The sequence below is a fragment of the Streptomyces sulphureus DSM 40104 genome (assembly GCF_000381025.1).
GTDB classification, from domain to species: Bacteria; Actinomycetota; Actinomycetes; order Streptomycetales; family Streptomycetaceae; genus Streptomyces; species Streptomyces sulphureus.
Genome location: NZ_KB905825.1, coordinates 87,492 through 109,703 on the forward strand (window position 1 = coordinate 87,492; position 22,212 = coordinate 109,703).

At 72.6% G+C, this 22,212-nt stretch carries 17 protein-coding genes; 13 read left to right on the forward strand and 4 right to left on the reverse strand.

Features of this window, described 5'->3' with window-relative positions; genetic code table 11:
* Window positions 1-74 precede the first annotated feature (74 nt).
* Window positions 75-1,433: a 4-aminobutyrate--2-oxoglutarate transaminase gene (gabT, locus tag F603_RS0127550; protein ID WP_019549159.1), complete on the reverse strand. Its 1,359-nt coding sequence runs from the start codon at window positions 1,431-1,433 to the stop codon at window positions 75-77.
* Window positions 1,434-1,647: 214 nt separating this feature from the next.
* Between gabT and F603_RS0127555 the strand changes: the two genes are divergently transcribed.
* The 10 genes from F603_RS0127555 to F603_RS0127605 all read left to right on the forward strand — a co-directional run bounded on the left by F603_RS0127555 (window position 1,648) and on the right by F603_RS0127605 (window position 17,623).
* Window positions 1,648-3,852: a type IV secretory system conjugative DNA transfer family protein gene (locus F603_RS0127555; protein WP_037957218.1), complete on the forward strand. Its 2,205-nt coding sequence runs from the start codon at window positions 1,648-1,650 to the stop codon at window positions 3,850-3,852.
* A 50-nt stretch (window positions 3,853-3,902) separates the two neighbouring features.
* The gene (locus F603_RS0127560) at window positions 3,903-5,624 is read left to right on the forward strand and encodes a PucR family transcriptional regulator (RefSeq protein ID WP_019549161.1); all 1,722 of its coding nucleotides are present in this window, start codon (window positions 3,903-3,905) and stop codon (window positions 5,622-5,624) included.
* A 798-nt stretch (window positions 5,625-6,422) separates the two neighbouring features.
* Complete coding sequence (locus tag F603_RS0127565; RefSeq protein ID WP_019549162.1) at window positions 6,423-7,877, forward strand: aldehyde dehydrogenase family protein; 1,455 nt, start codon at window positions 6,423-6,425, stop codon at window positions 7,875-7,877.
* Window positions 7,878-8,297: 420 nt separating this feature from the next.
* On the forward strand, window positions 8,298-10,229 hold the full coding sequence (locus F603_RS0127575) for an acyl-CoA dehydrogenase family protein (protein WP_019549164.1): 1,932 nt from the start codon (window positions 8,298-8,300) through the stop codon (window positions 10,227-10,229).
* A gap of 77 nt (window positions 10,230-10,306) precedes the next feature.
* Window positions 10,307-11,578 (forward strand): 1-deoxy-D-xylulose-5-phosphate reductoisomerase, encoded by a 1,272-nt coding sequence (gene dxr / locus F603_RS0127580; RefSeq protein ID WP_026328770.1) that lies wholly within the window; start codon window positions 10,307-10,309, stop codon window positions 11,576-11,578.
* Window positions 11,575-12,879 carry a M50 family metallopeptidase gene (locus F603_RS0127585; RefSeq protein WP_019549166.1) on the forward strand — a complete coding sequence of 435 codons (1,305 nt, stop codon included), beginning with the start codon at window positions 11,575-11,577 and terminating at the stop codon, window positions 12,877-12,879. The genes dxr and F603_RS0127585 overlap by 4 nt, the downstream gene beginning before the upstream one ends.
* 196 nt (window positions 12,880-13,075) lie before the next feature.
* On the forward strand, window positions 13,076-14,233 hold the full coding sequence (gene ispG, locus F603_RS0127590; protein WP_026328771.1) for a flavodoxin-dependent (E)-4-hydroxy-3-methylbut-2-enyl-diphosphate synthase: 1,158 nt from the start codon (window positions 13,076-13,078) through the stop codon (window positions 14,231-14,233).
* Between the two features lie 106 nt (window positions 14,234-14,339).
* On the forward strand, window positions 14,340-15,182 hold the full coding sequence (locus tag F603_RS0127595; protein WP_425427026.1) for a GNAT family N-acetyltransferase: 843 nt from the start codon (window positions 14,340-14,342) through the stop codon (window positions 15,180-15,182).
* A 65-nt stretch (window positions 15,183-15,247) separates the two neighbouring features.
* Window positions 15,248-15,820, forward strand: coding sequence for a GNAT family N-acetyltransferase (locus F603_RS0127600; protein ID WP_019549169.1), 573 nt, complete (start codon window positions 15,248-15,250; stop codon window positions 15,818-15,820).
* An 87-nt stretch (window positions 15,821-15,907) separates the two neighbouring features.
* Window positions 15,908-17,623 (forward strand): proline--tRNA ligase, encoded by a 1,716-nt coding sequence (locus tag F603_RS0127605; protein WP_019549170.1) that lies wholly within the window; start codon window positions 15,908-15,910, stop codon window positions 17,621-17,623.
* 51 nt (window positions 17,624-17,674) lie between these two features.
* Here the strand turns inward: F603_RS0127605 and F603_RS0127610 are convergent, their stop codons facing one another.
* The 3 genes from F603_RS0127610 to F603_RS0127620 all read right to left on the reverse strand — a co-directional run bounded on the left by F603_RS0127610 (window position 17,675) and on the right by F603_RS0127620 (window position 19,734).
* Complete coding sequence (locus tag F603_RS0127610; RefSeq protein WP_019549171.1) at window positions 17,675-18,613, reverse strand: aminoglycoside phosphotransferase family protein; 939 nt, start codon at window positions 18,611-18,613, stop codon at window positions 17,675-17,677.
* 63 nt (window positions 18,614-18,676) lie between these two features.
* Window positions 18,677-19,201: a ferritin-like domain-containing protein gene (locus F603_RS0127615; RefSeq protein WP_019549172.1), complete on the reverse strand. Its 525-nt coding sequence runs from the start codon at window positions 19,199-19,201 to the stop codon at window positions 18,677-18,679.
* Window positions 19,198-19,734, reverse strand: a complete 537-nt coding sequence (locus F603_RS0127620; protein WP_051096401.1) for a hypothetical protein — start codon at window positions 19,732-19,734, stop codon at window positions 19,198-19,200. Before F603_RS0127620 ends, F603_RS0127615 begins: the two co-directional genes overlap by 4 nt.
* Window positions 19,735-20,025: 291 nt before the next feature.
* Between F603_RS0127620 and rimP the strand changes: the two genes are divergently transcribed.
* The 3 genes from rimP to F603_RS34410 all read left to right on the forward strand — a co-directional run bounded on the left by rimP (window position 20,026) and on the right by F603_RS34410 (window position 22,035).
* Complete coding sequence (gene rimP / locus F603_RS0127625; protein WP_019549174.1) at window positions 20,026-20,610, forward strand: ribosome maturation factor RimP; 585 nt, start codon at window positions 20,026-20,028, stop codon at window positions 20,608-20,610.
* A gap of 2 nt (window positions 20,611-20,612) precedes the next feature.
* A complete protein-coding gene (gene nusA / locus F603_RS0127630) occupies window positions 20,613-21,629 on the forward strand; it encodes a transcription termination factor NusA (RefSeq protein WP_019549175.1) in 1,017 nt (338 codons plus the stop codon).
* Window positions 21,630-21,702: 73 nt separating this feature from the next.
* Window positions 21,703-22,035: a YlxR family protein gene (locus tag F603_RS34410; protein WP_078503770.1), complete on the forward strand. Its 333-nt coding sequence runs from the start codon at window positions 21,703-21,705 to the stop codon at window positions 22,033-22,035.
* The last annotated feature ends 177 nt before the right edge of the window (window positions 22,036-22,212 follow it).

Genomic DNA, 22,212 nt, shown 5'->3' on the forward strand with positions numbered 1-22,212 from the left:
CGCACACGTTCTTCACGTGGCGGTCGCCGCAGGCAGAACGGTCCCCGGCAGTGCCGGGGACCGTCCGCTCGCCCTCACAGGGTGGCGAGCGCGTCCTCCAGGACGCCGATCCCCTCGACGAGCAGGTCCTCGCCGATCACCAGCGGCGGGAGGAAACGGGCCACGTTGCCGTAGGTGCCCGTGGTGAGGAGGAGCAGGCCGTTCTGGTGGCAGGTGGTGGCGAGCTTCGCCGTCGCCTCCGGGTTCGGCTCCTTGCCGCCCGGCTTGACCAGCTCGATGGCGAGCATCGCGCCCCTGCCGCGTACGTCGCCGACGACGTCGTACTGCTCGGCGAGCTTCTCCAGCCGGGGCTTCATGACCTCCTCGATCCTGCGGGCCTTCGCGGGGAGGTCCTGCTCGCGCATCGTCTCGATGGAGCCGAGCGCGGCGGCGCAGGCGACCGGGTTGCCGCCGTAGGTGCCGCCGAGTCCGCCCGAGTGCGCGGAGTCCATGATCTCGGCGCGGCCGGTGACGGCGGAGAGGGGCAGGCCGCCGGCGATGCCCTTCGCCGTGGTGATGAGGTCGGGGACGAGCCCCTCGTCCTCGCAGGCGAACCACTGGCCGGTGCGGCAGAAGCCGCTCTGGATCTCGTCGGCGACGAAGACGATGCCGTGCTCCGCTGCGAACTCGGCGAGCCGCGGGAGGAAGCCCTTCGCCGGTTCGATGAACCCCCCCTCGCCGAGGACCGGTTCGACGAGCACGGCGGCGACGTTCTCCGGGCCGATCTGCTTGGTGATCTGGTCGATGGCCTGCGCTGCCGCCTCCTCGGCGCAGTTCTCGGGGCCGGTGAGCCACCGGTAGGGGTAGGCGACGGGGACGCGGTAGACCTCGGGGGCGAAGGGGCCGAAGCCCTGCTTGTACGGCATGTTCTTCGAGGTGAGCGCCATGGTGAGGTTGGTGCGGCCGTGGTAGGCGTGGTCGAGGACGACGACCGCCTGCCGGCCCGTGTGGAGTCGGGCGATCTTGACGGCGTTCTCCACCGCCTCGGCACCGGAGTTGAAGAGTGCGCTCTTCTTCGCGTGGTCGCCGGGGGTGAGCCGTGCGAGCTCCTCGCAGACCTCGACGTACGGCTCGTAGGGGGTCACCATCGCGCAGGTGTGCGTGAAGTCGGCGAGTTGCTGGCTCGCGCGGCGGACGACGGCCTCGGCGCTGTTGCCCACCGTCGTCACGGCGATGCCGGAGCCGAAGTCGATGAAGGAGTTGCCGTCGACGTCCTCCAGCACGCCGCCGCCGGCGCGGCGGGCGAAGACGGGCATCACGGAGCCGACGCCGTCTGCGACGGTCGCCTGCTTGCGTGCCGTCAACTCCCGGGAGAGCGGCCCGGGAACGGCGGTGACGAGCCTGCGCTCCTGCGGAAGTTCCGGACCTCCGGACAGTTCGGTCATCGTGCTCATTGCGCTCTCCTCAGGAGAAAGGGATCGGTCGGCCTCCCCGCAGGCTAGGGCCGTGGGCCCGGGCGAGACATGCACCGGCCCGGTGAAGTCTCGGCGGCGTGTTGGCCGCAGCGGATATAGGTTGTCCACAGGCGGCCCAACTGACGTGCGCGCCCACTAGATTGGTGGGGTACGCACGAGGGGGAGACCCCAGCAACGGTCGGAGGCAGTGGAGATGGAGATGGGGGCGTCTCCCCGGCGGAGCGACGGGACGGAGGCCGAGCGGCGTCCGGCCGGGCCTCCGCTCGACAAGTCGATCCCGCCGCAGCCCGGCTCGCCGCCGGGCGTCGAGCCGTACCCGCCGGCGGCGCCCCCGATGCCTGCCGGCGCCCCGGCCCAAAGGCCGCCGCTCGCCGACTGGTTGCGGGCGCCGCGACCCGAGGCCGAGCCCGGCATCTGGCGCCGCAACCACCAGCCGAGGGAGGCCGACGACCCCGAGCGCATCCCGGCGCGCCAGCTCGTCAGCGGCGCCGTCGTCACCTTCCTCGTCGGCTGGCTGCTGTGGTCGCTGCTGTACAACGGCTACCTGGGCAGCTTCTGGCTGTGGCCGCTCCTCGCCCTCACGCCGGATTCCTGGCGCACGGGAGACGACGGCAAGGTGGCGTACGAGCTCGCCTCCTACCTCTACTTTGCGCTCGTCCTCGGCGGACTCGTCGTCGTCTTCGGGAAGTTGGGCAAGTGGGCCGAGCTGTTCCGGCGCGTCCGGGCGCGGCTCACCCGGACATCTCCGCGCAACCGTCCGCCGCTTCCCGAGGTCCCGCCCGTCCCCCCGCCCGAGGTCGACCCGGCGCGCTGGCCCGAACTCCGCGCGGGCGGTGCCCCGCAGGCGGCCGAGCGGCTCGCCGAGGCGATCGAGGCCGACGCCATGAGCGACGTCGACCACGCCCGGATCACCCGCGCCTGGCACTCGGTGAGGGTCCGCCCGGAACGGATGGGCGCCTTCCACGACAGCGTGCTCAAGCTCGGCCCCGGCGCCTGCCCGCACCCCTCGGGCGCCCGCGACCTCGCGGCCCGCGTCGCCCGCCACGACCTCTCGCTCCGACAGGTGCGCATCGGCACTGCCCCCGACACCGAGCGCAACCCCCACGAGTACCGCGGCGCCGGCATGGCACTCGAACCGACGGTGCTCGGCACCTCGGCGCTCGTCGTCGGGCCGCCCGGATCGGGGAAGACCCACCGCGTCGCGCGCCCGATCACCGAGTCGCTCTGCCTCCAGGCGCTGGCGATGCAGTCGGCCGTCGTCGCGGTGGGCGCGGCGGGCGAACGCCTCGCCCCCGACGAGGCGTTCGACGTCGTCGTACGCCTCGGCAGCCCCGAGTCCCGCTACGACCTCGACCTCTACGGCGGCAGCTCCGACCCCGACGAGGCCGCCGCCGTCCTCGCCGAAGCGCTCGTCGGAGACCTCGCGGCGCAGACGCACGGCGGCGACAGCCGGCGCGCTGCCACCTGCCTCGCGCAGCTCCTCGGCCCGTTCGCCGCCGTCCACGGGCGCTATCCGACCGTCGCCGAGCTCCGCGAACTCCTCGACGGCTCCCGCGCGGCGCTCGACGCACTGAGGGCCGCGCTCACCGAGGCCGACAAGCAGACCCTCCTCCGCGAACTCGACGCCTACGAGCGGCAGTCGGGCCGCTCGGGCGACACCGCCTCTTTCCTCGCAGACCGTGTCGCGCTCCTCGACCGCCCCGCCTTCGCCGGCTTCTTCCACCCCGAGGGCGCGAGGCCGCCTGCCGACGCACCCGAGCGCCGTCCCTTCACGCTGCGCGCCCTGGAACACCCCGTCCGCGTCCGCATCGACCTCCCCGAGCGGGGTCACGCCGAGGCGTCGAGGCTCCTCGCGCGGCTCGTCCTCGCACAGTTCACCGAGGCGGTGGCGGCGCGGACCGACGAATCCCTCTTCGCCTGCCTCGTCCTCGACGACGCCGCGCAGACGGTCACCCCGCAGTCCCTCCGCGCCCTTCAACGCCTCCGCTCGGCCCACGCGGGCGCCGTCCTCACCCTCCGCTCGCTCGACGACGTCCCCGAGCACCTGCGCGGCCCGCTCCTGGGCGCCGTCGGATGCCGCATCGCCTGCGCCGGCGTGAGCCCCTGGGACGCGGAGCGGTTCGCCGCGGCGTGGGGCAAGGAGTGGGTGCAGACACGTACGGTAACCAACCGCCAACTCGTCTCCGACGAACCGTTCACGCGCCTCATGCACTCGCTCAGGAAGCTGGTGACGGGCCGCTACGTCAGCGCCGAGTCGGTGACGGTCCGCACCGAGCAGCGCGAGCGCTGGTCCGCCTCCGAGCTCGCCAACGAGCTCCAGCCCGAGCACGCCGTCGTCTCTCTCACCACGGTCCGCGGCGCTCGGACACCACCCGTTCTGACCAGGCTCGGAGAGTGAGCTCGGCGACACCGGGGGCGCTCGCGCCCGCCTGTACCGTGAAGGGCGTTATGCCACCGACTCTTGCCACGCTGGTCCAGCACTCCTCCCTGCGGCTCTCCGTGGTCGCGGGGCACGAGCACCTGGACACCCCCGTCCGCTGGGCGCACGCCAGCGAACTCGCCGACCCCACCCCGTACCTCGACGGCGGCGAGCTGCTCATGGTGACGGCCCTGAAGCTGCCGGCAGAGGACCCGGGGGAGATGCGCGCCTACGTGGGCCGTCTCGCGGGCGCAGGCGTCGTCGGGATCGCCTTCGCCGCAGGGGTCAACTACGAGAAGATCCCGGGCGCCCTCGTCGACGCCTGCCGCGAGGGCGGGATGCCGCTGCTCGAAGTGCCGCGGCGAACCCCGTTCATCGCGTTGAGCAAGGCCGTCTCGGCCGCGATCGCTGCCGAGCAGTACCGTTCGGTCACCGCCGGGTTCGAGGCGCAGCGAGAGATGACGCGGGCGGCGCTCTCGCCCGAGGGCCCCACCGCGCTCCTCGCCCGCCTCGCCTCCCAAGTCGACGGATGGGCCGCGCTGTACGACGTCTCGGGAGCCGTCGTCGCGACGGCACCGGCCTGGGCGGTGCGCCGCGCCTCCCGCTACGTCGGCGACGCCGAGCGCCTTCGGGACCGCCCGGCGCCCGCGAGCGCCGTGGTGGGCGAGGCCGCAGAAGGGCGGGACCGTGTCGAGCTCCAGTCGGTCGGCGGCGGCCGCCGGGCCCGCGCCGTGCTCGCCGTCGGCACGGGCGAGCCGCTCGGCACGGCGGAGCGGTACGCGGTGCACTCGGCGATAGCACTGCTCACCCTCACCATGGAGCGCTCCCGTGCGCTCCAGGAGGCCGAACAGCGCCTCGGCGCCGCCGTGTTGCGCATGCTGCTCGTCGGCGAGGGCGATCACGCGCGCGCCGTCGCGGGTCAGCTCTACGGCGATCTCCTCGACGCCCCGATGCGCGTCGTCGTCGCCGAACCGGCATCCGCGGCCGCCGCTCGCAGGGCGCACAGGCCGGCGGGGCCGCTGCCGCCGGGGGAGGAGGCCCGGATCGTCGTCAACGGCCCGGAAGGGCGGCTGCCCGCCGAGGAGATCGATCCGGTCGACCCGCCCTGGCCACTGGAGGAGCTCGCCGACGCCGTCGAGACGGCGGCGGCGCGCAGCGGCGAGGCGGTCCTCGTCGTGCCCGACGGCCCGCGCCTGGTGATGCTCGCGGCCGACGGCGGAGCGGCTGTGCGTGCCTGCGTCGAGTTCTCCTCGACGGAGGCGGCGCAGCCGGAGCGCGCACGGCGTCCGCACCGCGGCCCCAGCGCCCGGGGTGCGCGGGGAGGCAGCGAGGACGGGCTCGCGATCGGAGTCTCCGCGCCGGCCGGACTCCCCGCGGTCGCCGTCGCGTTCAAACAGGCGGACCAGGCGCTCTCCGTAGCGCGGCGCCGCGGTGTCGCGCTCGTCGAGCACGAGGACGTAGCCGCCGGCTCGATCCTGCCCCTCCTCGCCGACGACGCCGTCCGCGCCTTCGCCGACGGCCTGCTGCGCGCCCTGCACGAGCACGACGCCAATGGTCGCGGCGACCTCGTCGCCTCCCTCCGCGCCTGGCTCTCCCGCCACGGCCAGTGGGACGCGGCAGCGGCCGAACTCGGCGTCCACCGGCACACGTTGCGCTACCGCATGCGCCGCGTCGAGGAGATCCTCGGCCGCTCCCTCGATGACCCGGACGTCCGCATGGAACTCTGGCTCGCGCTGAAGACGACGGGGTGAGAGACGTTGCGAGGTCGGCCGCCCACCCGCTGGCCGACCGCCGCGCTCCGGCCAACGGCCGTGCCACGCCTGAGCGGTCACCGCACGGCCGAGCCGACGAACCCGTCGTCCGCGGTGAAGGGCTGTAGCGCTCCGGTCCCAAGTGCCCGCCCTGCCGTGCGCTTTGCCACTGCGCCCTCGCCGACGGCAGCACCGTGATCAGCGGCCGTGCCCCCGACCAACGACCGCGCCATGGCGCGCGGTCCGAGCCGTGCTCACTATGCGGAAGTCACGACGCCACGGGCCTGACGCCCATCCTTCCGGCCGTTCCGCAGCGGCCCGGTTCACTGATCGCGCCCCGGCCGAGCGCTCACGCAAGCGCCGAGCCGGCGAGCCCGGGCCAACGACCGCTCCCCGGGCCGGCGGCCACCGTACGCGCCGAGCCGCCAAGTCCGAACCGGTGGCCGCTCCCGGTTCGAGCGCTCCCACACACGCCGATCCGAGAAGCCGGGGCAAGTCGCCGCGCCTCGACCGACCTCCTCCGCCAACCCCCGCACCCGGGCCGCCTCACACCCGCCTGAAGCACCACCCCAACTCCCCACCCTCTCCGGCGCGTTACCCCGCCCCGCCAGGCGCAACAGGACATTCCGTAGCCACCCCGCCCGGAACCCCTCCGCACCGGACAAGGAACAGCGCGCGCTCGAAGCCCTACGGTGGGGCACAGCTCGGATCGCCCCCCGTACGGCAGCCGCCCGGCGGTGCGCACCGGCACGGCGACCCGAGCGGGAGGGCACAACCGATCCGGAAGGGCGATCCCCAGTGACCACAGCGACTTCCCCGTACCCGTTCTGGCTCGCCGGCCGCACGGCCACGGGCAACGACACCCTCGACGTCACCTCGCCCTGGGACGGCCGGCTCGTCGGCACCGTCAGCCTGCCGGACGAAGCCCAGACGCAGCAGGCGGTGGCGGCGGCGGCCGAGGTCGCCGAGGAGTTCGCCGCCACCCCTGCGCACGTCCGCGCCGCAGCGCTCGACCACGTCGTCCGTCGCCTCGGCGAGCGCAGCGAGGAGGTCGCCCGCCTGATCTCCGCCGAGAACGGCAAGCCGATGAAGTGGGCAAGGGGCGAAGTCGGCCGCTGCCTCTCGGTCTTCCGCTGGGCGGCGGACGAGGCGCGGAGGTTCAACGGCGGCGAGGGCCAGCGCCTCGACTCGGACGCCGGCGGCGAGGGGCGCCTCGCCTTCACCCGCCGCTTCCCCTACGGCCCGGTGCTCGGCATCGCGCCGTTCAACTTCCCGCTCAACCTCTGTGCGCACAAGGTCGCGCCGGCGCTCGCGGTCGGCGCCCCGATCGTCCTGAAACCGGCCCCCGCCACCCCGCTCTCCGGCCTCCTCCTCGGCGAACTCCTCGCCGAGACCGACCTGCCCGCCGGCTCCTGGTCCGTCCTGCCCGTCCCCAACGACCGCATGCCCGACCTGGTGCAGGACGAGCGGCTGCCGATCATCTCCTTCACCGGCTCCGCGCCCGTCGGCTGGTCGATCCTCGACTCGGTCCCCCGCAAGCGCGTCACGCTGGAGCTCGGCGGCAACGGTGCGGCCGTCGTCCTCGCCGACTACTCCTCGGAGGCCGACCTCGACTTCGCGGCGCAGCGGATCGCCACCTTCTCCAACTACCAGGGCGGCCAGTCCTGCATCTCCGTCCAGCGGGTCCTCGCCGACGCCTCCGTCTACGACCGGCTCGTACCGAAGATCGTCGCCGCGGTGGAGTCGCTCACCACGGGGGACCCGGAGGACGACGCCACCGACGTCGGCCCGCTCGTCAGCGAGGAGGCGGCCAGGCGCGTCGAGTCCTGGGTCGAGGAGTCGCTGGCCGCCGGCGCCCGGCTCCTCACGGGAGGCAAGCGGGACGGCGCCAGTTTCGCGCCGACCGTCCTCGAAGAGGTGCCGGCCGAGACCAACATCGGCAGCGAGGAGGTCTTCGGCCCCGTCGTCTCCGTGAGCCGGGTCGAGGGCGAAGAGGCGGCGTTCGCTGCGGTCAACGACTCCAAGTACGGCCTCCAGGCGGGCGTCTTCACCCACGACCTGCAAGCGGCCTTCCGCGCGCACCGCGCCCTCGACGTCGGCGGGGTCGTTGTCGGCGACGTCCCCTCCTACCGCGCCGACCAGATGCCGTACGGCGGTGTGAAGGACTCCGGCGTCGGCCGCGAGGGCGTCCGCTTCGCGATGGAGGACTACACCTACGAGCGCGTCATGGTCCTCACCGGCCTCCAGCTCTAGGCACGCCGGCACGCTCCCGGTGCATCCTCGGCGCCCTTGTCTGCGTCCTACTCCGAGGGGCGCCGCCGCGGCCCCGCCCGACCTCTGGTTTCGGGCGGGGCCGCGGCTGTGCATTCCCCAAGTAGGTTTGCTTCAGGCGGAGTTGGGCGGCACCGGTGCGCGCTGCCGGCCCGGGAGTGGAGGCGTCTTATGTCGGCATCGAAGAGGCCGCCACCGCAGTGGGGACGGCTTGCGACGCTTGCGGTCGCCGTCGCGGCGCTGCTGCTGCTCCTCGTGACCGTGGGGCTCGCCGTCGCCGAACTGAGGTGAGGACGGGCGGCACGCTGCGCGGAGTCTGGTACGGGCGGCCGCGATCGGGTACACACGACCGAGTAGCACCGGCCGGCAGTCAACGCCCCCAGTCCTCCCGAGGTGAGCGAGATGACCGTCTCCGAGCGCGAAGCCCGTGCCGTCGCCGAGGCAGCCCGCGAACAGGACTGGCGCAAGCCGAGCTTCGCCAAGGAACTCTTCCTCGGCCGCTTCCGCCTCGACCTGATCCACCCGCACCCCGAGCCGGCCCCCGAGGACGCGGAGCGCGGCGAGGCGTTCCTCGCCGAGCTGGAGGAGTTCTGCCGCACCGGCATCGACGGCGCGGCCATCGAGCGCGAGGACCGCATCCCCGACGAGGTGATCCGCAAGCTCAAGGAGATGGGCGCGCTCGGCATGAAGATCGGCCGCGAGTACGGCGGCCTCGGCCTGACCCAGGTCTACTACAACAAGGCGCTCGGCATGCTCGCCTCCGTGAGCCCGGCCGTCGGCGCGCTGCTCTCGGCGCACCAGTCGATCGGCGTCCCGCAGCCGTTGAAGCTCTTCGGCACGCAGCAGCAGTGCGACGCCTTCCTGCCCCGCTGCGCGACGACCGACATCTCCGCCTTCCTCCTCACCGAGCCGGACGTCGGCTCGGACCCGGCGCGCCTCGGCGCCACCGCCGTCCCCGACGGCGACGACTACCTTCTCGACGGCGTGAAGCTGTGGACCACCAACGGCGTCATCGCCGACCTCCTCGTCGTGATGGCGCGCGTCCCCGCCTCCGACGGACACGAGGGCGGGATCAGCGCCTTCGTCGTCGAGGGCGACGCGGAGGGCGTCACGGTGGAGAACCGCAACTCCTTCATGGGCTTGCGGGGGTTGGAGAACGGGGTCACGCGCTTCCACCGCGTACGCGTGCCCGCTGCCAACCGGATCGGCCCGGAGGGCGCGGGCCTGAAGATCGCGCTCACCACGCTCAACACCGGCCGCCTCTCCCTCCCCGCGACCTGCGTGGGCGCGGGAAAGTGGGCCCTGAAGATCGCCCGCGAGTGGTCGGCAGAGCGGGTGCAGTGGGGGCGCGAGGTTGCCAGGCACGAGGCGGTCGGCAGCAAGATCTCCTTCATCGCCGCGACGACCTTCGCGCTGGAGGCCGTCGTCGATCTCGCCTCGCAGATGGCGGACGAGGAGCGCAACGACATCCGCATCGAGGCGGCCCTGGCGAAGCTCTACGGCAGCGAGATGGCGTGGCGGATCGCGGACGAGCTGGTGCAGGTACGCGGCGGCCGCGGCTACGAGACGGCCGCGTCGCTCGCGGCGCGCGGCGAACGCGGTGTCCCCGCCGAGCAGTTGCTCCGCGACCTGAGGATCAACCGGATCTTCGAGGGCTCCACCGAGATCATGCACCTGCTCATCGCGCGGGAGGCCGTCGACGCCCACCTCTCCGTCGCCGGCGACCTCATCGCCCCCGACAGCTCCTTCGCGGACAAGCGCAAGGCCGCCCTCAGCGCCGGCGCCTTCTACGCCAAGTGGCTCCCGCAACTCGTCGCCGGTCCGGGCCAACGCCCCGGCGGCTTCTCGGAGTTCGGCAGCCTCGCTCCGCACCTGCGGTACGTCGAGCGCACCTCGCGCAAGCTCGCACGCTCCACCTTCTACGCGATGTCGCGCTGGCAGGGCCGCATGGAGACGAAGCAGGGGTTCCTCGGCCGCGTCGTCGACATCGGTGCCGAACTCTTCGCGATGAGCGCCGCCTGCGTCCGCGCGGAGAAGCTCTACGCGGACGGCGCGGCCTCCGGCGACCCGGACGCCGCGGCGCGGGGCCACCACGCCTACCAACTCGCCGACGCCTTCTGCCGCCAGGCACGCATCCGCACCGACGAACTCTTCGGCCGGCTCTGGACCAACACCGACGACCTCGACGGCGAGGTCGTCTCCCGCGTCCTCGACGGCGCCTACACCTGGTTGGAGAAGGGCGTCGTCGACCCGTCCTCGGCCGGCCCGTGGATCGCGCCGGCCGAGCCGGGACCGAGCCGCCGCGAGGATGTGCACCGGCGGATCGGGAGCTGACCAGGCACGCGCGCCGACCCGTGCCGAATGCGGGCACCGGGCGACTCCCGCCGGCGGGCAGCCCTCACAATAGATGCATGACCCATAGCCCAGCAGCGCCGCTCGCCGACCCGCACCAGCGCTACCCGACGGCGGCCGTCCCCGAGGGCCCCCGCGACGTGGTGATCCTCGGCTCCACCGGCTCCATCGGTACCCAGGCCGTCGACGTGGTCCTTGCCAACCCGGACCGCTTCCGGGTGACCGCCCTCTCGGCCGCGGGCGGCAGGGTGGAGCTGCTGGCCGGTCAGGCGCACCGGCTCCAGGTCAGGGCCGTCGCCGTCGCCAGGGAGGAGAAGGCCGCCGAGGTGCGGGAGGCGCTGCGCGCCCAGTACGGTCCGGGCGAGCCGATCCCCGAGGTGCTCGCGGGGCCCGACGCCGCCACCGCACTCGCCAAGTCCCCCTGCCACACGGTCCTCAACGGCATCACCGGGTCGATCGGCCTCGCCCCGACGCTCGCCGCGCTCGAGGCCGGCCGGGTCCTCGCGCTCGCCAACAAGGAGTCGCTCATCGTCGGCGGTCCGCTCGTGGCGGCCCGCGCCGAACCCGGGCAGATCGTGCCCGTCGACTCGGAGCACTCCGCTCTCTTCCAGGCGCTCCTCGGCGGCGAGCGTCGCGAGGTCCGCAAGCTCCTCGTCACCGCCTCGGGCGGCCCGTTCCGCGGGCGCACCCGCGCCGAACTCGCCGAGGTGACACCGCAGGACGCGCTCTCCCACCCGACCTGGGAGATGGGCCCGGTGATCACCGTCAACTCGGCGACACTCGTCAACAAGGGCCTCGAAGTGATCGAGGCGCACCTCCTGTACGACATCCCGTTCGACCGCATCCAGGTCGTCGTCCATCCTCAGTCGGCCGTCCACTCGATGGTGGAGTTCACCGACGGCTCGACGCTCGCGCAGTGCGGCCCTCCCGACATGCGCCTCCCGATCGCGCTCGGCCTCGGCTGGCCCGAGCGCGTCCCGGACACGGGACCGGTCTTCGACTGGACCAAGGCGATGAGCTGGGACTTCCACCCGCTCGACGAGGCAGCGTTCCCCTCGGTCGCGCTCGCGGCCCGCGTCGGGGAGCTCGGCGGCACCGCGCCCGCCGTCTACAACGCGGCCAACGAGGAGTGCGTGGAGGCGTTTCTCGGCGGAAGGCTGCCCTTCACGGGGATTGTGGATACGGTCGCGGCAGTGGTCGAGGAGCACGTAGCGAAACCGGATGCCGCCACGGGAACCGAGCTGACGCTCGACGGTGTCCTCGGCGCCGAGGACTGGGCGCGTGCCCGTGCTCGCGAGTTGGCCGCGTCGCAGGTGGAGGCCCGCGTATGACGACGTTCATGACGGTACTGGGGATAGTCGTCTTCGTCGTCGGCCTGCTCTTCTCCATCGCATGGCACGAGTTCGGCCACTTCAGCACGGCCAAGATGTTCGGTGTCAGAGTGCCGCAGTTCATGGTCGGCTTCGGTCCGACGCTGTGGTCGAAGACGAAGGGCGAGACCGAGTACGGCATCAAGGCGATCCCGCTCGGCGGCTACATCCGCATGATCGGCATGTTCCCGCCCGGCGACGACGGCAAGGTCAGGCAGCGCTCGACGTCGCCTTTCCGCGGCATGATCGAGGACGCGCGCGCCGCCGCGTACGAGGAGCTCCAGCCGGGCGACGAGAAGCGGATGCTCTACACACGGCGGCCGTGGAAGCGGTTCATCGTGATGTTCGCGGGACCCTTCATGAACCTCGTACTCGCCGTCGTCGTCTTCGTGACGGTGCTGATGACCTTCGGCATCAACACCCAGACCACCAGCGTCTCGACGGTCTCCGAGTGCGTGATCCCGGCGTCCGCGCAGTCCGACAAGTGCCACGGGGGCGCGCCCGCCTCGCCGGCGAAGGCCGCCGGCCTCCAGCCGGGCGACAAGATCGTCGGCTTCGACGGGCGCAAGGTCGAGGAGTGGGACGACCTCCAGCAGAGCATCAGGGAGACCACGGGCCCCGCCACCCTCACCGTCGAACGCGACGGGGCGCGCAAGACGCTCCAGGCCGACCTGATCGAGAACAAGGTCGCCAAGTCCGACGGCCGCGGCGGCTACGTCCCCGACGAGTACGTCACGGCGGGCTTCCTCGGGTTCACGCCGGCGAGCGGCGTGGTGCAGCAGTCCTTCCCGCAGGCCGTCGACCGCATGGGGGACATGGTCGAGTCGGGCGTCCACGCGCTCGTCGCGCTTCCGGGCAAGGTGCCCGACCTGTGGAACGCGGCCTTCGACGGAGCCGAGCGCAAACAGGACTCCCCGATGGGCGTGGTCGGCGCGGCACGCGTCGGCGGTGAGGTCTTCTCGCTAGACATCCCGCCGAGCCAGCGTGTGGCGACGATGCTGCTCCTCGTCGCGGGGTTCAACCTCTCGCTCTTCCTCTTCAACCTGCTGCCGCTGCTCCCGCTCGACGGCGGGCACATGGCGGGCGCCGTCTGGGAGTCGCTCCGACGCGGCTTCGCCAAGGTGTTCCGACGCCCGGACCCGGGCCCTTTCGACGTCGCCAAGCTGATGCCGATCGCGTACGTCGTCGCCGGCGTCTTCATCTGCTTCACGCTGTTGGTGCTCGTCGCCGACGTCGTGAATCCGGTACGGCTGACGGGCTGATGGCGTCCGCGTATCAGCCGGCAGCGGGCCCCGCTGCCGCGGATCGGCCCCGACCTGCGGGTCCGGTCCGCGGCACAGGGGTGATCGGGCGGTGTCCCGGAGAGCGATGTGCTCCCGGAGGGTTGGGTGCCGTAATCTCAGGGAACGGAGCCCGTCGATCCCGGGCCATGATCCACAGTTGGGGTTGCACGCGAAGATGACAGCGATTTCGCTCGGAATGCCGGATGTGCCCGTCAAGCTCGCCGAGCGCAGGCGGAGCAGGAAGATCCACGTGGGCCCGGTCGCGGTCGGCGGTGACGCACCCGTCTCCGTGCAGTCGATGACCACCACCAAGACGTCGGACATCGGCGCCACCCTCCAGCAGATCGCGGAGCTCACCGCCTCCGGCTGCCAGATCGTCCGCGTCGCCTGCCCGACGCAGGACGACGCAGAAGCGCTCCCCACGATCGCGCGCAAGTCGCAGATCCCGGTGATCGCCGACATCCACTTCCAGCCGAAGTACGTCTTCCAGGCGATCGACGCCGGCTGCGCCGCGGTCCGGGTCAACCCGGGCAACATCAAGCAGTTCGACGACAAGGTCAAGGAGATCGCGGACGCCGCCAACGCGGCCCGCACCCCGATCCGCATCGGCGTCAACGCCGGCTCCCTCGACAAGCGGCTGCTCGAGAAGTACGGCAAGGCGACCCCCGAGGCGCTCGCCGAGTCCGCGCTCTGGGAGTGCTCGCTCTTCGAGGAGCACGGCTTCCAGGACCTCAAGATCTCGGTCAAGCACAACGACCCCGTCGTGATGGTCAACGCCTACCGGCTCCTCGCCCAGCAGTGCGACTACCCGCTCCACCTCGGCGTCACCGAGGCGGGCCCCGCGTTCCAGGGCACCATCAAGTCCTCGGTCGCCTTCGGCGCCCTGCTCAGCGAGGGCATCGGCGACACCATCCGCGTCTCGCTCTCGGCCCCGCCGGTGGAGGAGGTCAAGGTCGGCACCCAGATCCTGGAGTCGCTCGGCCTCCGGCAGCGTGGCCTGGAGATCGTCTCCTGCCCCTCGTGCGGTCGCGCCCAGGTCGATGTCTACAAGCTCGCCGACGAGGTGACCGCCGGACTCGACGGCATGGACGTCCCGCTCCGCGTCGCCGTGATGGGCTGTGTCGTCAACGGCCCGGGCGAAGCCCGCGAGGCTGACCTCGGCGTCGCCTCCGGCAACGGCAAGGGGCAGATCTTCGTCAAGGGCGAGGTGATCAGGACCGTCCCCGAGGCGAAGATCGTCGAGACGCTCATCGACGAGGCCCAGAAGCTCGCGGAGCAGATGGAGAAGGACGGTGTCGCCTCCGGCGAGCCGCAGGTCGCCGTCGGCGGCTGAGCCTGCTTCCCCGCCGGCTGCCGTTCCGCGCCCCGGCGCCCCGCCCGTCCACGCGGAGGTGCGTGAAAGTGTCCGCCGCCATCCGGCGGGACGGGACAGGCCCGTGCTGACCACCCCGTCCGTCCGGCCGGTCGACCCCGCCGAACTCGACGACGTCCTGCGGGTGCTGCGGCGCGAGCCCGTCAACAACACCTTCATCACCGCACGGGTCGAGACCGCGGGCCTCGACCCGTGGCGGCTCGGCGGTGAGATGTGGGGCTGGTACAGCGCCGGACGGCTCGCGTCGCTCTGCTACGCGGGGGCCAACCTCGTCCCGCTCTGCGCGGAGCCCGAAGCGGTGCGCGCGTTCGCGGAGCGGGCGCTGCGGCAGGGGCGGCGCTGCTCGTCGATCGTCGGTCCGGCGGAGGAGACAGCCCTGCTCTGGTCGTACCTGGAGCCCCACTGGGGCCCTGCGCGCGAGGTGCGCGCGTGGCAGCCGCTGATGACGACCGAGCGGGAATCCGCCGCCGTGCCCCCCGATCCGCAGGTACGCCGCGTGCGGAGGGACGAGGTCGAGCGCGTCCTCCCGGCCTGCGTGTCGATGTTCACCGAGGAGGTCGGCGTCTCGCCGCTCGCAGGTGACGGCGGGCTGCTCTACCAGGCGCGCGTCGCCGAACTCGTCGGCGCCGGACGGTCGTTCGCGCGGTTCGAGGACGGGCGGGTGGTCTTCAAGGCCGAGATCGGTGCCGCCACCCCGGCCGCCTGCCAGATCCAGGGCGTGTGGGTCGCACCCGAGCGGCGCGGCGAGGGGTTCTCGGAGCCGGGCATGGCCGCCGTGCTCAGGTACGCGCTCCGCGAGGTCTCGCCGGTCGTCAGCCTCTACGTCAACGACTTCAACACGGCCGCCCGCGCCTCCTACCACCGCGTCGGCTTCCGCGAGGTCGGTGCCTTCATGAGCGTGCTCTTCTGACGGGCTGCGCAGGCTGCTCCGCGCACATCGTCGCGGTGTGCCCGGCGAGCAAGTAGCCTCCGCCCATGCTGCATTCCTCGCAGGGACGGCTCCCCGAACCGCCGGAGGCGACCGTCGGACCCGTCGACCTCGCCGCCCGGGTGGACGACGCACTCGCGGTGCAGGCGCTCGCCTTCGGCCTCAGCGAGGACGAGATCGGCATCCGCCGCCACGTCATGCTGCGCCACGCGGCGCTGCGGCACACCCGCGCGCTGGGCGTCACGACTCCGGAGGGGCGCCTCGTCGGCTTCGTCTACGGGATGCCCAACGACCGCACCCAGTGGTGGTCGACGGTGGTCCACCCGTACCTGCGCGAGGACGGCGTCGACCACTGGCTCAGCGGCTCCTTCGTCATCACCGAGCTCCACGTCCACCCGCGGTGGCAGCAACTCGGCCTCGGGCGGCGGCTGATCACCGGGATCACCGACACCGCGACAGAGGAGCGCTCGCTCCTCTCCGCCATCGACACCGACAGCCCCGCGCGCCGCCTCTACCACCACCTCGGCTACCGGGACCTCGCGCGCCGCGTGATCTTCCCGGGCGCCGCGAGCCCGTACGCGGTGATGGGCGCCCAACTGCCGCTCGCCGGGCCGAGGTAGCCGTACTCCCCGCATCTCATTTCCGTGCGGTCACCCCCTGCCGATAAGCTCGCATCCGTTACCCGTACGGCCCGAGCAGGAGTACCCATGGCAGCCCGTGTCCAGCGTTTGTCCCGGTCGATGCTGAAGACGCTCCGGGACGACCCGGCGGACGCCGAGACGCTGAGCCACAAGCTGCTCGTCCGCGCCGGCTACGTCCGCCGCACCGCCGCCGGCATCTGGAGCTGGCTGCCGCTCGGCAAGCAGGTCCTGGAGAACGTCACCCGCGTCGTGCGCGAGGAGATGGACGCGATCGGCGCCCAGGAGGTGCTTCTCCCCGCCCTGCTGCCCAAGGAGCCCTACGAGACGACGGGCAGGTACGAGGAGTACGGCGACCTCCTCTTCCGTCTCCGGGACCGCAAGGGAGGCGAGTACCTCCTCGGCCCGACGCACGAGGAGATCTTCGCGCTGATGGTGAAGGACCAGTGCACGTCCTACAAGGACCTGCCGGTGATCCTCTACCAGATCCAGACCAAGTACAGGGACGAGGCCCGCCCCCGCTCCGGCATCCTGCGCGGCCGCGAGTTCACGATGAAGGACGCCTACTCCTTCGACACCTCCGACGAGGGGCTCGCCGAGGCGTACGCGCTCCACCGCGAGGCGTACATCCGGATCTTCGAGCGGCTCGGCATGGACTTCCGGATCGTCTCCGCCGTCTCGGGCGCCATGGGCGGCTCCGCCTCGGAGGAGTTCCTCGCGCCCGCCGCCGCCGGCGAGGACACCTTCGCCCAGTGCCCGCACTGCGGCTTCGCCGCCAACACCGAGGCCGTCACGACCGCCGTCGAGGCCGGCTCCGTCGACGGCCTTCCGCAGCCGGAGGAGCTCGACACCCCGGACACCCCCACGATCGAGACGCTCGCCGCCCACCTCGGCGTCCCCGCCTCGGCCACGCTGAAGAACCTCCTCGTGAAGGTCGACGGCGAGATCACCGCCGTCGGCGTCCCCGGCGACCGCGAGGTCGACATGGGCAAGCTGGAGGAGCAACTCGCCCCGGCCGTCGTCGAACTCGTCACGGCCGAGGACTTCGCCGAGCGCCCCGACCTCGTCCGCGGCTACGTCGGCCCGCAGGGCGGCATGGCGGGCAAGGCGTTCCCGTACCTCGCCGACCCGCGCGTCGCCGTCGGCACCTCCTGGGTGACGGGCGCCAACAAGGAGGGCAAGCACGCCCGCAACGTCGTCGCCGGCCGGGACTTCGAGGTCGACCGCTACCTCGACGTCGTGGTGGTCGAGCCGGGCGACCCCTGCCCCAGGTGCGGGCACGGCATCGAGCTCGACCGTGCCATCGAGATCGGCCACATCTTCCAGCTCGGCCGCAAGTACACGGACGCCTTCGAGCTGGACGTCCTCGGCCAGGACGGCAAGCCGGTCCGCCTCACCATGGGTTCCTACGGCATCGGCGTGTCCCGCGCCGTCGCCGCGCTCGCCGAGCAGACGGCCGACGCGCAGGGCCTCTGCTGGCCCCGCGAGATCGCCCCGGCCGACGTCCACGTCGTCGCCGCGGGGAAGGCGAAGCAGACGGAGGTCGCGTTGGAGATCGCCGAGCGGCTGGGGGAGGCAGGCGTCCGGGTCCTCGTCGACGACCGGGCAGGCGTCTCGCCCGGAGTGAAGTTCACCGACGCCGAGTTGATCGGCGTGCCGACGATCCTCGTCGCCGGCCGCGGCGTCAAGGACGGCCTCGTCGAGCTGAAGGACCGGCGCACGGGCGAGCGCGAGGAGCTGCCCTACGACGAGGCGGTGTCGCGCCTCCGCGCACTGGTCCCCTGACCCTCCGGGGTCGGCTCCCGGACCCCGTACGGCCGTCGGTCCGGGGGACCGTCACAGCCACGTGGCGAACTCCAGCAGCAGTTCGGCGTCCGCACGGTTGCCGGCCCACTGGCGGACGCCCGACTCGACGGCCCGGTAGAGCGTCCAGCCGCGGAGGCGCTCGCGGTCGATGTCGAGCGAGTCGGCGAGGCGGTTGACTCTGCGGCGGGTGGAGGCTGCGGCGCCCGAGGTCGCCATCAGATCGTGGAGCCGGTCCCGCGCCAGCCGGGCAAGGTCGAACGCCGGCTCGCCGACGAGCGGGTCGGGCCCCGCCGCGAGCCAGCGCGCCCGCGCCGAGTCACTGGCCAGCACGGCGCCCTGCCGGAAGTCCCCGTGCAGCAGCACTGGGGCTTCCGCTCCGCGCAGCAGTTCCTCGCGCGTCTCCAGCGCCTCCTCGACGAGGTCCTGCGCCTGGGGCGGCGCACAGGCGCGCATCCTCGCCGCCTCCCGACTCGTGTGCGCCGTGACCGTCTCGAAGGCCGCCGCCTCGGCGGGCGGCCCGACCCAGAGGCGGCGGACCGTCGACGCGGCCTCCAGCACGGCCTTCGCCTCGGGCAGCGACCGCAGCGACATCTCGCCCCGCAACCGCTCCAACAGCAGGACGCCGTCCTCGGGTTCGGCCTCCAGCACGTGCACCGCGCCCAGCCCGTCCCAGTGCGCGAGTGCTGCCCGTTCCCTGGCGCCGCGCTCGGCGGGCGTCGCGTCGAGGGGGGCGAGGAGCTTCAGCGCGGCCGGCTCCCCGTCCGCCCTGTGCACGAGCACGACGAGGCTGCTCCGCCCGCCCGGCGAGACCACCCGCTCGGGGACGAGCTCCCACCGGGCCAACGACCGCTCCAGCAGTCCGCCGAGCCCCTCGAGCCAGGCGGCGCCCGTCGCCGCGGCGGCGTCCGGCTGCGCGGCGAGCGTGCGCGAGAGCCGTCTCGGGATCTCCAGGGGCAGTACGGAGGACATCTGCTGGCGGCCTTTCGAAGCGGGCGGCGAACGGACGAGGCCCCGCCCCTGCAAAGGCGCGGGTCAGAGCGTGCCGGACGCACCGCTCCCGGCGTCGGGACGGCCGGACGTGTCCGAGGAGCCCGGCCCGTCCGAGAGGGCCGAGGACGACGGCGCCGGCGCCTGATCGGAACCGTGGAGTTCGGTGAGCCCCGGGAAGGGTACGCCCGTCCCACGCCACCGCACCGACCGGACGGCCGCCTCACGGAGCGCGCCGGCGGCCTCGCGCCGCCTCGCCCCCTCGCTTGCCCGCACGAGGTCCGCGTACACCCCCGCGAGCCGGTCCTCCAGCTCCGCCGCGAGACGCTCGGCCGCCGTGCCGTCGGGCACCGCGAACGGGAGCGCGTAGGCGGCGGCAGCGGGCTCGGGCTTTCCGCCCAGGTCGCGGATGGTGCGCCGGAGTGCGTCCCGGCGCGCACGGTGTGCGTCGTACGCCTCTCGGGCTTCCTTGCGGCGCTCTCCCGCGATGCGGCCTCCGACGACGCCGTAGCCGTAGACCGTGGCGTGCTCCGCGCTCAACGCGGCCTGTGCGGCGGCGAGTTCCTTCACGACTCGGACTCCAGCAGGTAGGCGTGCGCGGCCCCGGCGGCCGCAACGGAGGCGAGCACCCGGGCGAGTTCGGGCGGCGCATCGACGAGGCTGCGGGTGCGGCTCTCGGCGAGCCGGCGCTCCGCTTGGGCGAGCGCGGCGAGCGCACCGCCCTCGTCCTCGGGGACGTCCGCGCCGGGAGACGCCTCGCCGCTCGGCGACGGGGGGCTCTGCGGCGTCGAGCGACCGCGTTGGCCGCGCGGGTCGTCGAGGACCTGCACATGCCGGGCGACGGCCGTGCGGAGCGGCCCGAGCCGCTCGCCGAGCGCGGTGTGCGCGGCGAGCGCGCCGTCGTACTGCGCGAGCAGCGTCTCGCTCTGCTGCACGGCCCGCCTCCGCAACGCCCGCGCGCCCGCGGCCTTTTCCTCCTCGCTCGCGTCGCCGGGCCCTGAGCCGTCGGAGCAGCCGGCGAGTGCACCGCCGGCTCCCAGCACGCCGGCGAGCACCACCCTGCGAGGGGGCCCGGCACCGACCTGTGGCGGTGTGCGCGGCATGGTGCTCTCCCTGGTGAAAACGAGTCTCGCCCGACTGTCTGACTATCACGTCACAGTGATCATCTGCGAAGACCGGCACGCGACGCTACCCGTGCCCTTCCCGGAGCGCCGAACCGTCCATCGCGGCGGGCCCGATGCGTACCCGTACGTCCCACAGATCCGGTGGCGTGCGTGCTGCCGCGGGGGAGATCGGTGGTCTGGTCCGTGCACTCCCCGACAGGCGATAGGCTTGACGCGACACGCCCCGTAAGTAGGCCCCACAACAGCACACGCGGCCGAGGAGTCACCCGGATGAGTACCACCCAGAGCGAGCGGCTGCGCGGACTGTTGGAACCGCTCGTCGCCGAGCAGGGACTCGACCTGGAGGAGGTCGAGGTGACCCCGGCGGGCAAGCGCCGCGTTCTCCGCATCGTGGTCGACTCGGACGAGGGCGTGCAGCTCGACACCTGCGCCGAGCTCAGCCGCCTGTTCTCCGCCGAACTCGACGCCTCGGACGTCATGGGGGGAGCCCCCTACGTCCTGGAGGTCACCTCGCCGGGCGCGGACCGGCCCCTCACCGAGGAGCGCCACTTCCGTCGCGCCGTCGGCCGCCTCGTCAAGGTCAACCTCACCGAGCAGGCGGGCGGCGGCGAGCTGACGGCGCGGATCGTCTCCGTCGACGAGGAGGGTCTCGATCTCGAGGTCCCCGGCGTCAAGGGGAGGAAGCCCACCGCCCGCCGGCTCCGGTTCGACGAGATCGCCAAGGCGCGGGTGGAGATCGAGTTCAACCCCAAGCCCTCCGGGAGCGCGCGGGACCAGTCCGCGGCTGCGCGCGACCGCAGGCGCGTGGAAGCCGACGACGTGACCGCGGACGCCGAGAAGAACGAGGAGGCGTAGCCGTGGACATCGACATGAGTGCCCTGCGCGGGCTGGTGAGAGAGAAGGAGGTCTCCTTCGACCTGCTGGTCGAGGCGATCGAGTCGGCCCTCCTCATCGCGTACCACCGCACCGAAGGCAGCCGCAGGGACGCACGCGTGGAGCTCGACCGGAAGACGGGGCATGTGACCGTCCGGGCAAAGGAGAGCGCCGACGAGCTCGAAGAGGGCGCCGAGCCCCGCGAGTTCGACGACACCCCCACCGGCTTCGGACGCATCGCGGCGACGACCGCGAAGCAGGTGATCCTGCAGCGGCTGCGCGACGCGGAGGAAGAGGTCACCTTCGGCGAGTACGCGGGCCGCGAGGGCGACGTCGTCACCGGCGTCGTGCAACAGGGCAAGGACCCGAAGAGCGTGCTGGTGGACATCGGCAGGCTCGAGGCGATCCTGCCGCCCCAGGAGCAGGTGCCGGGGGAGACGTACCCGCACGGGATGCGGATGCGTACCTACGTCGTGCGCGTCGTCAAGGGCGTGCGCGGACCGTCCGTGACCCTCTCGCGCACCCACCCGAACCTGGTGAAGAAGCTCTTCGAGCTGGAGGTCCCCGAGATCGCCGACGGCTCGGTCGAGGTGGCGGCGATCGCTCGCGAGGCAGGGCACCGCACCAAGATGGCCGTCCGCTCGACCCGTACCGGACTCAACGCGAAGGGCGCCTGCATCGGGCCGATGGGCGGCCGGGTGCGGAGCGTGATGGCGGAGCTCAACGGCGAGAAGATCGACATCGTCGACTGGTCGGAGGACCCTGCCGAGCTCGTCGCCAACGCGCTCTCGCCGGCGCGGGTCAGCGAGGTGGAGGTCGTGGACCTCGCCGCGCGCTCGGCGCGCGTGACGGTGCCCGATTACCAACTCTCCCTCGCCATCGGCAAGGAGGGGCAGAACGCCCGCCTCGCCGCTCGCCTCACCGGCTGGCGGATCGACATCCGTCCGGACACCGCCGAGGCCGGCGAGGGTGCGACGGGCCAGCCGGTCGAGCAGGGCTGAGCGCGCGCTTCCCTGTGTGAGGGTGGTCTCACCCCCCGCCCACGGTCTGGATGCAGAGAGGTAGACTGAGGAAGTGTCTGGCCGGACGCGAACTCGTGCGTGCCCTGTACGTACCTGTGTGGGGTGCCGGGAGCGCGCCGGCAAACCCGAACTCCTGCGTGTGGCACTGGTAGGGGGGCGATGCGTCCCCGACCGACGCGATACGCTGCGCGGGCGGGGTGCTTATCTGCACCCCGCATCGGCCTGCCTTGAGCAGGCCGTCCGTCGTAAGGCGTTCAACCGGGCTTTCCGAGGTCCGGGACCTTTCGACACCGCTGAACTGCGCGACCACCTCAAGCACTTCGAGGAGACCGGCCGGTGGCCGGCACCCCGGAGCGGGGCGAGCGCGGAGGGGGCGGATCGGTAGGTTCCCGGGTGGGGAAGGACCGGGCAGCACCGTAAGACAGCCCGCACGGGCCCCGTGCGGGACGAGGTACCTCGCGAGTGGGAAGTAGGTCGAGATTGCGATGAGCACTCGATGAGTACGCGATGAGTACGCCCATGCATAAGTAGCGAAGGTCCGGCGGACGATCCCCCGGGCCGT

Bases quoted from the DNA above. Each gene is read 5' to 3' on its own strand.
- gabT (WP_019549159.1), bottom strand. From the start codon at position 1,433: ATGAGCACGATGACCGAACTGTCCGGAGGTCCGGAACTTCCGCAGGAG.
- F603_RS0127555 (WP_037957218.1), top strand. From the start codon at position 1,648: ATGGAGATGGGGGCGTCTCCCCGGCGGAGCGACGGGACGGAGGCCGAG.
- F603_RS0127560 (WP_019549161.1), top strand. From the start codon at position 3,903: ATGCCACCGACTCTTGCCACGCTGGTCCAGCACTCCTCCCTGCGGCTC.
- F603_RS0127575 (WP_019549164.1), top strand. From the start codon at position 8,298: ATGACCGTCTCCGAGCGCGAAGCCCGTGCCGTCGCCGAGGCAGCCCGC.
- dxr (WP_026328770.1), top strand. From the start codon at position 10,307: ATGACCCATAGCCCAGCAGCGCCGCTCGCCGACCCGCACCAGCGCTAC.
- F603_RS0127585 (WP_019549166.1), top strand. From the start codon at position 11,575: ATGACGACGTTCATGACGGTACTGGGGATAGTCGTCTTCGTCGTCGGC.
- ispG (WP_026328771.1), top strand. From the start codon at position 13,076: ATGACAGCGATTTCGCTCGGAATGCCGGATGTGCCCGTCAAGCTCGCC.
- F603_RS0127600 (WP_019549169.1), top strand. From the start codon at position 15,248: ATGCTGCATTCCTCGCAGGGACGGCTCCCCGAACCGCCGGAGGCGACC.
- F603_RS0127605 (WP_019549170.1), top strand. From the start codon at position 15,908: ATGGCAGCCCGTGTCCAGCGTTTGTCCCGGTCGATGCTGAAGACGCTC.
- F603_RS0127610 (WP_019549171.1), bottom strand. From the start codon at position 18,613: ATGTCCTCCGTACTGCCCCTGGAGATCCCGAGACGGCTCTCGCGCACG.
- F603_RS0127620 (WP_051096401.1), bottom strand. From the start codon at position 19,734: ATGCCGCGCACACCGCCACAGGTCGGTGCCGGGCCCCCTCGCAGGGTG.
- rimP (WP_019549174.1), top strand. From the start codon at position 20,026: ATGAGTACCACCCAGAGCGAGCGGCTGCGCGGACTGTTGGAACCGCTC.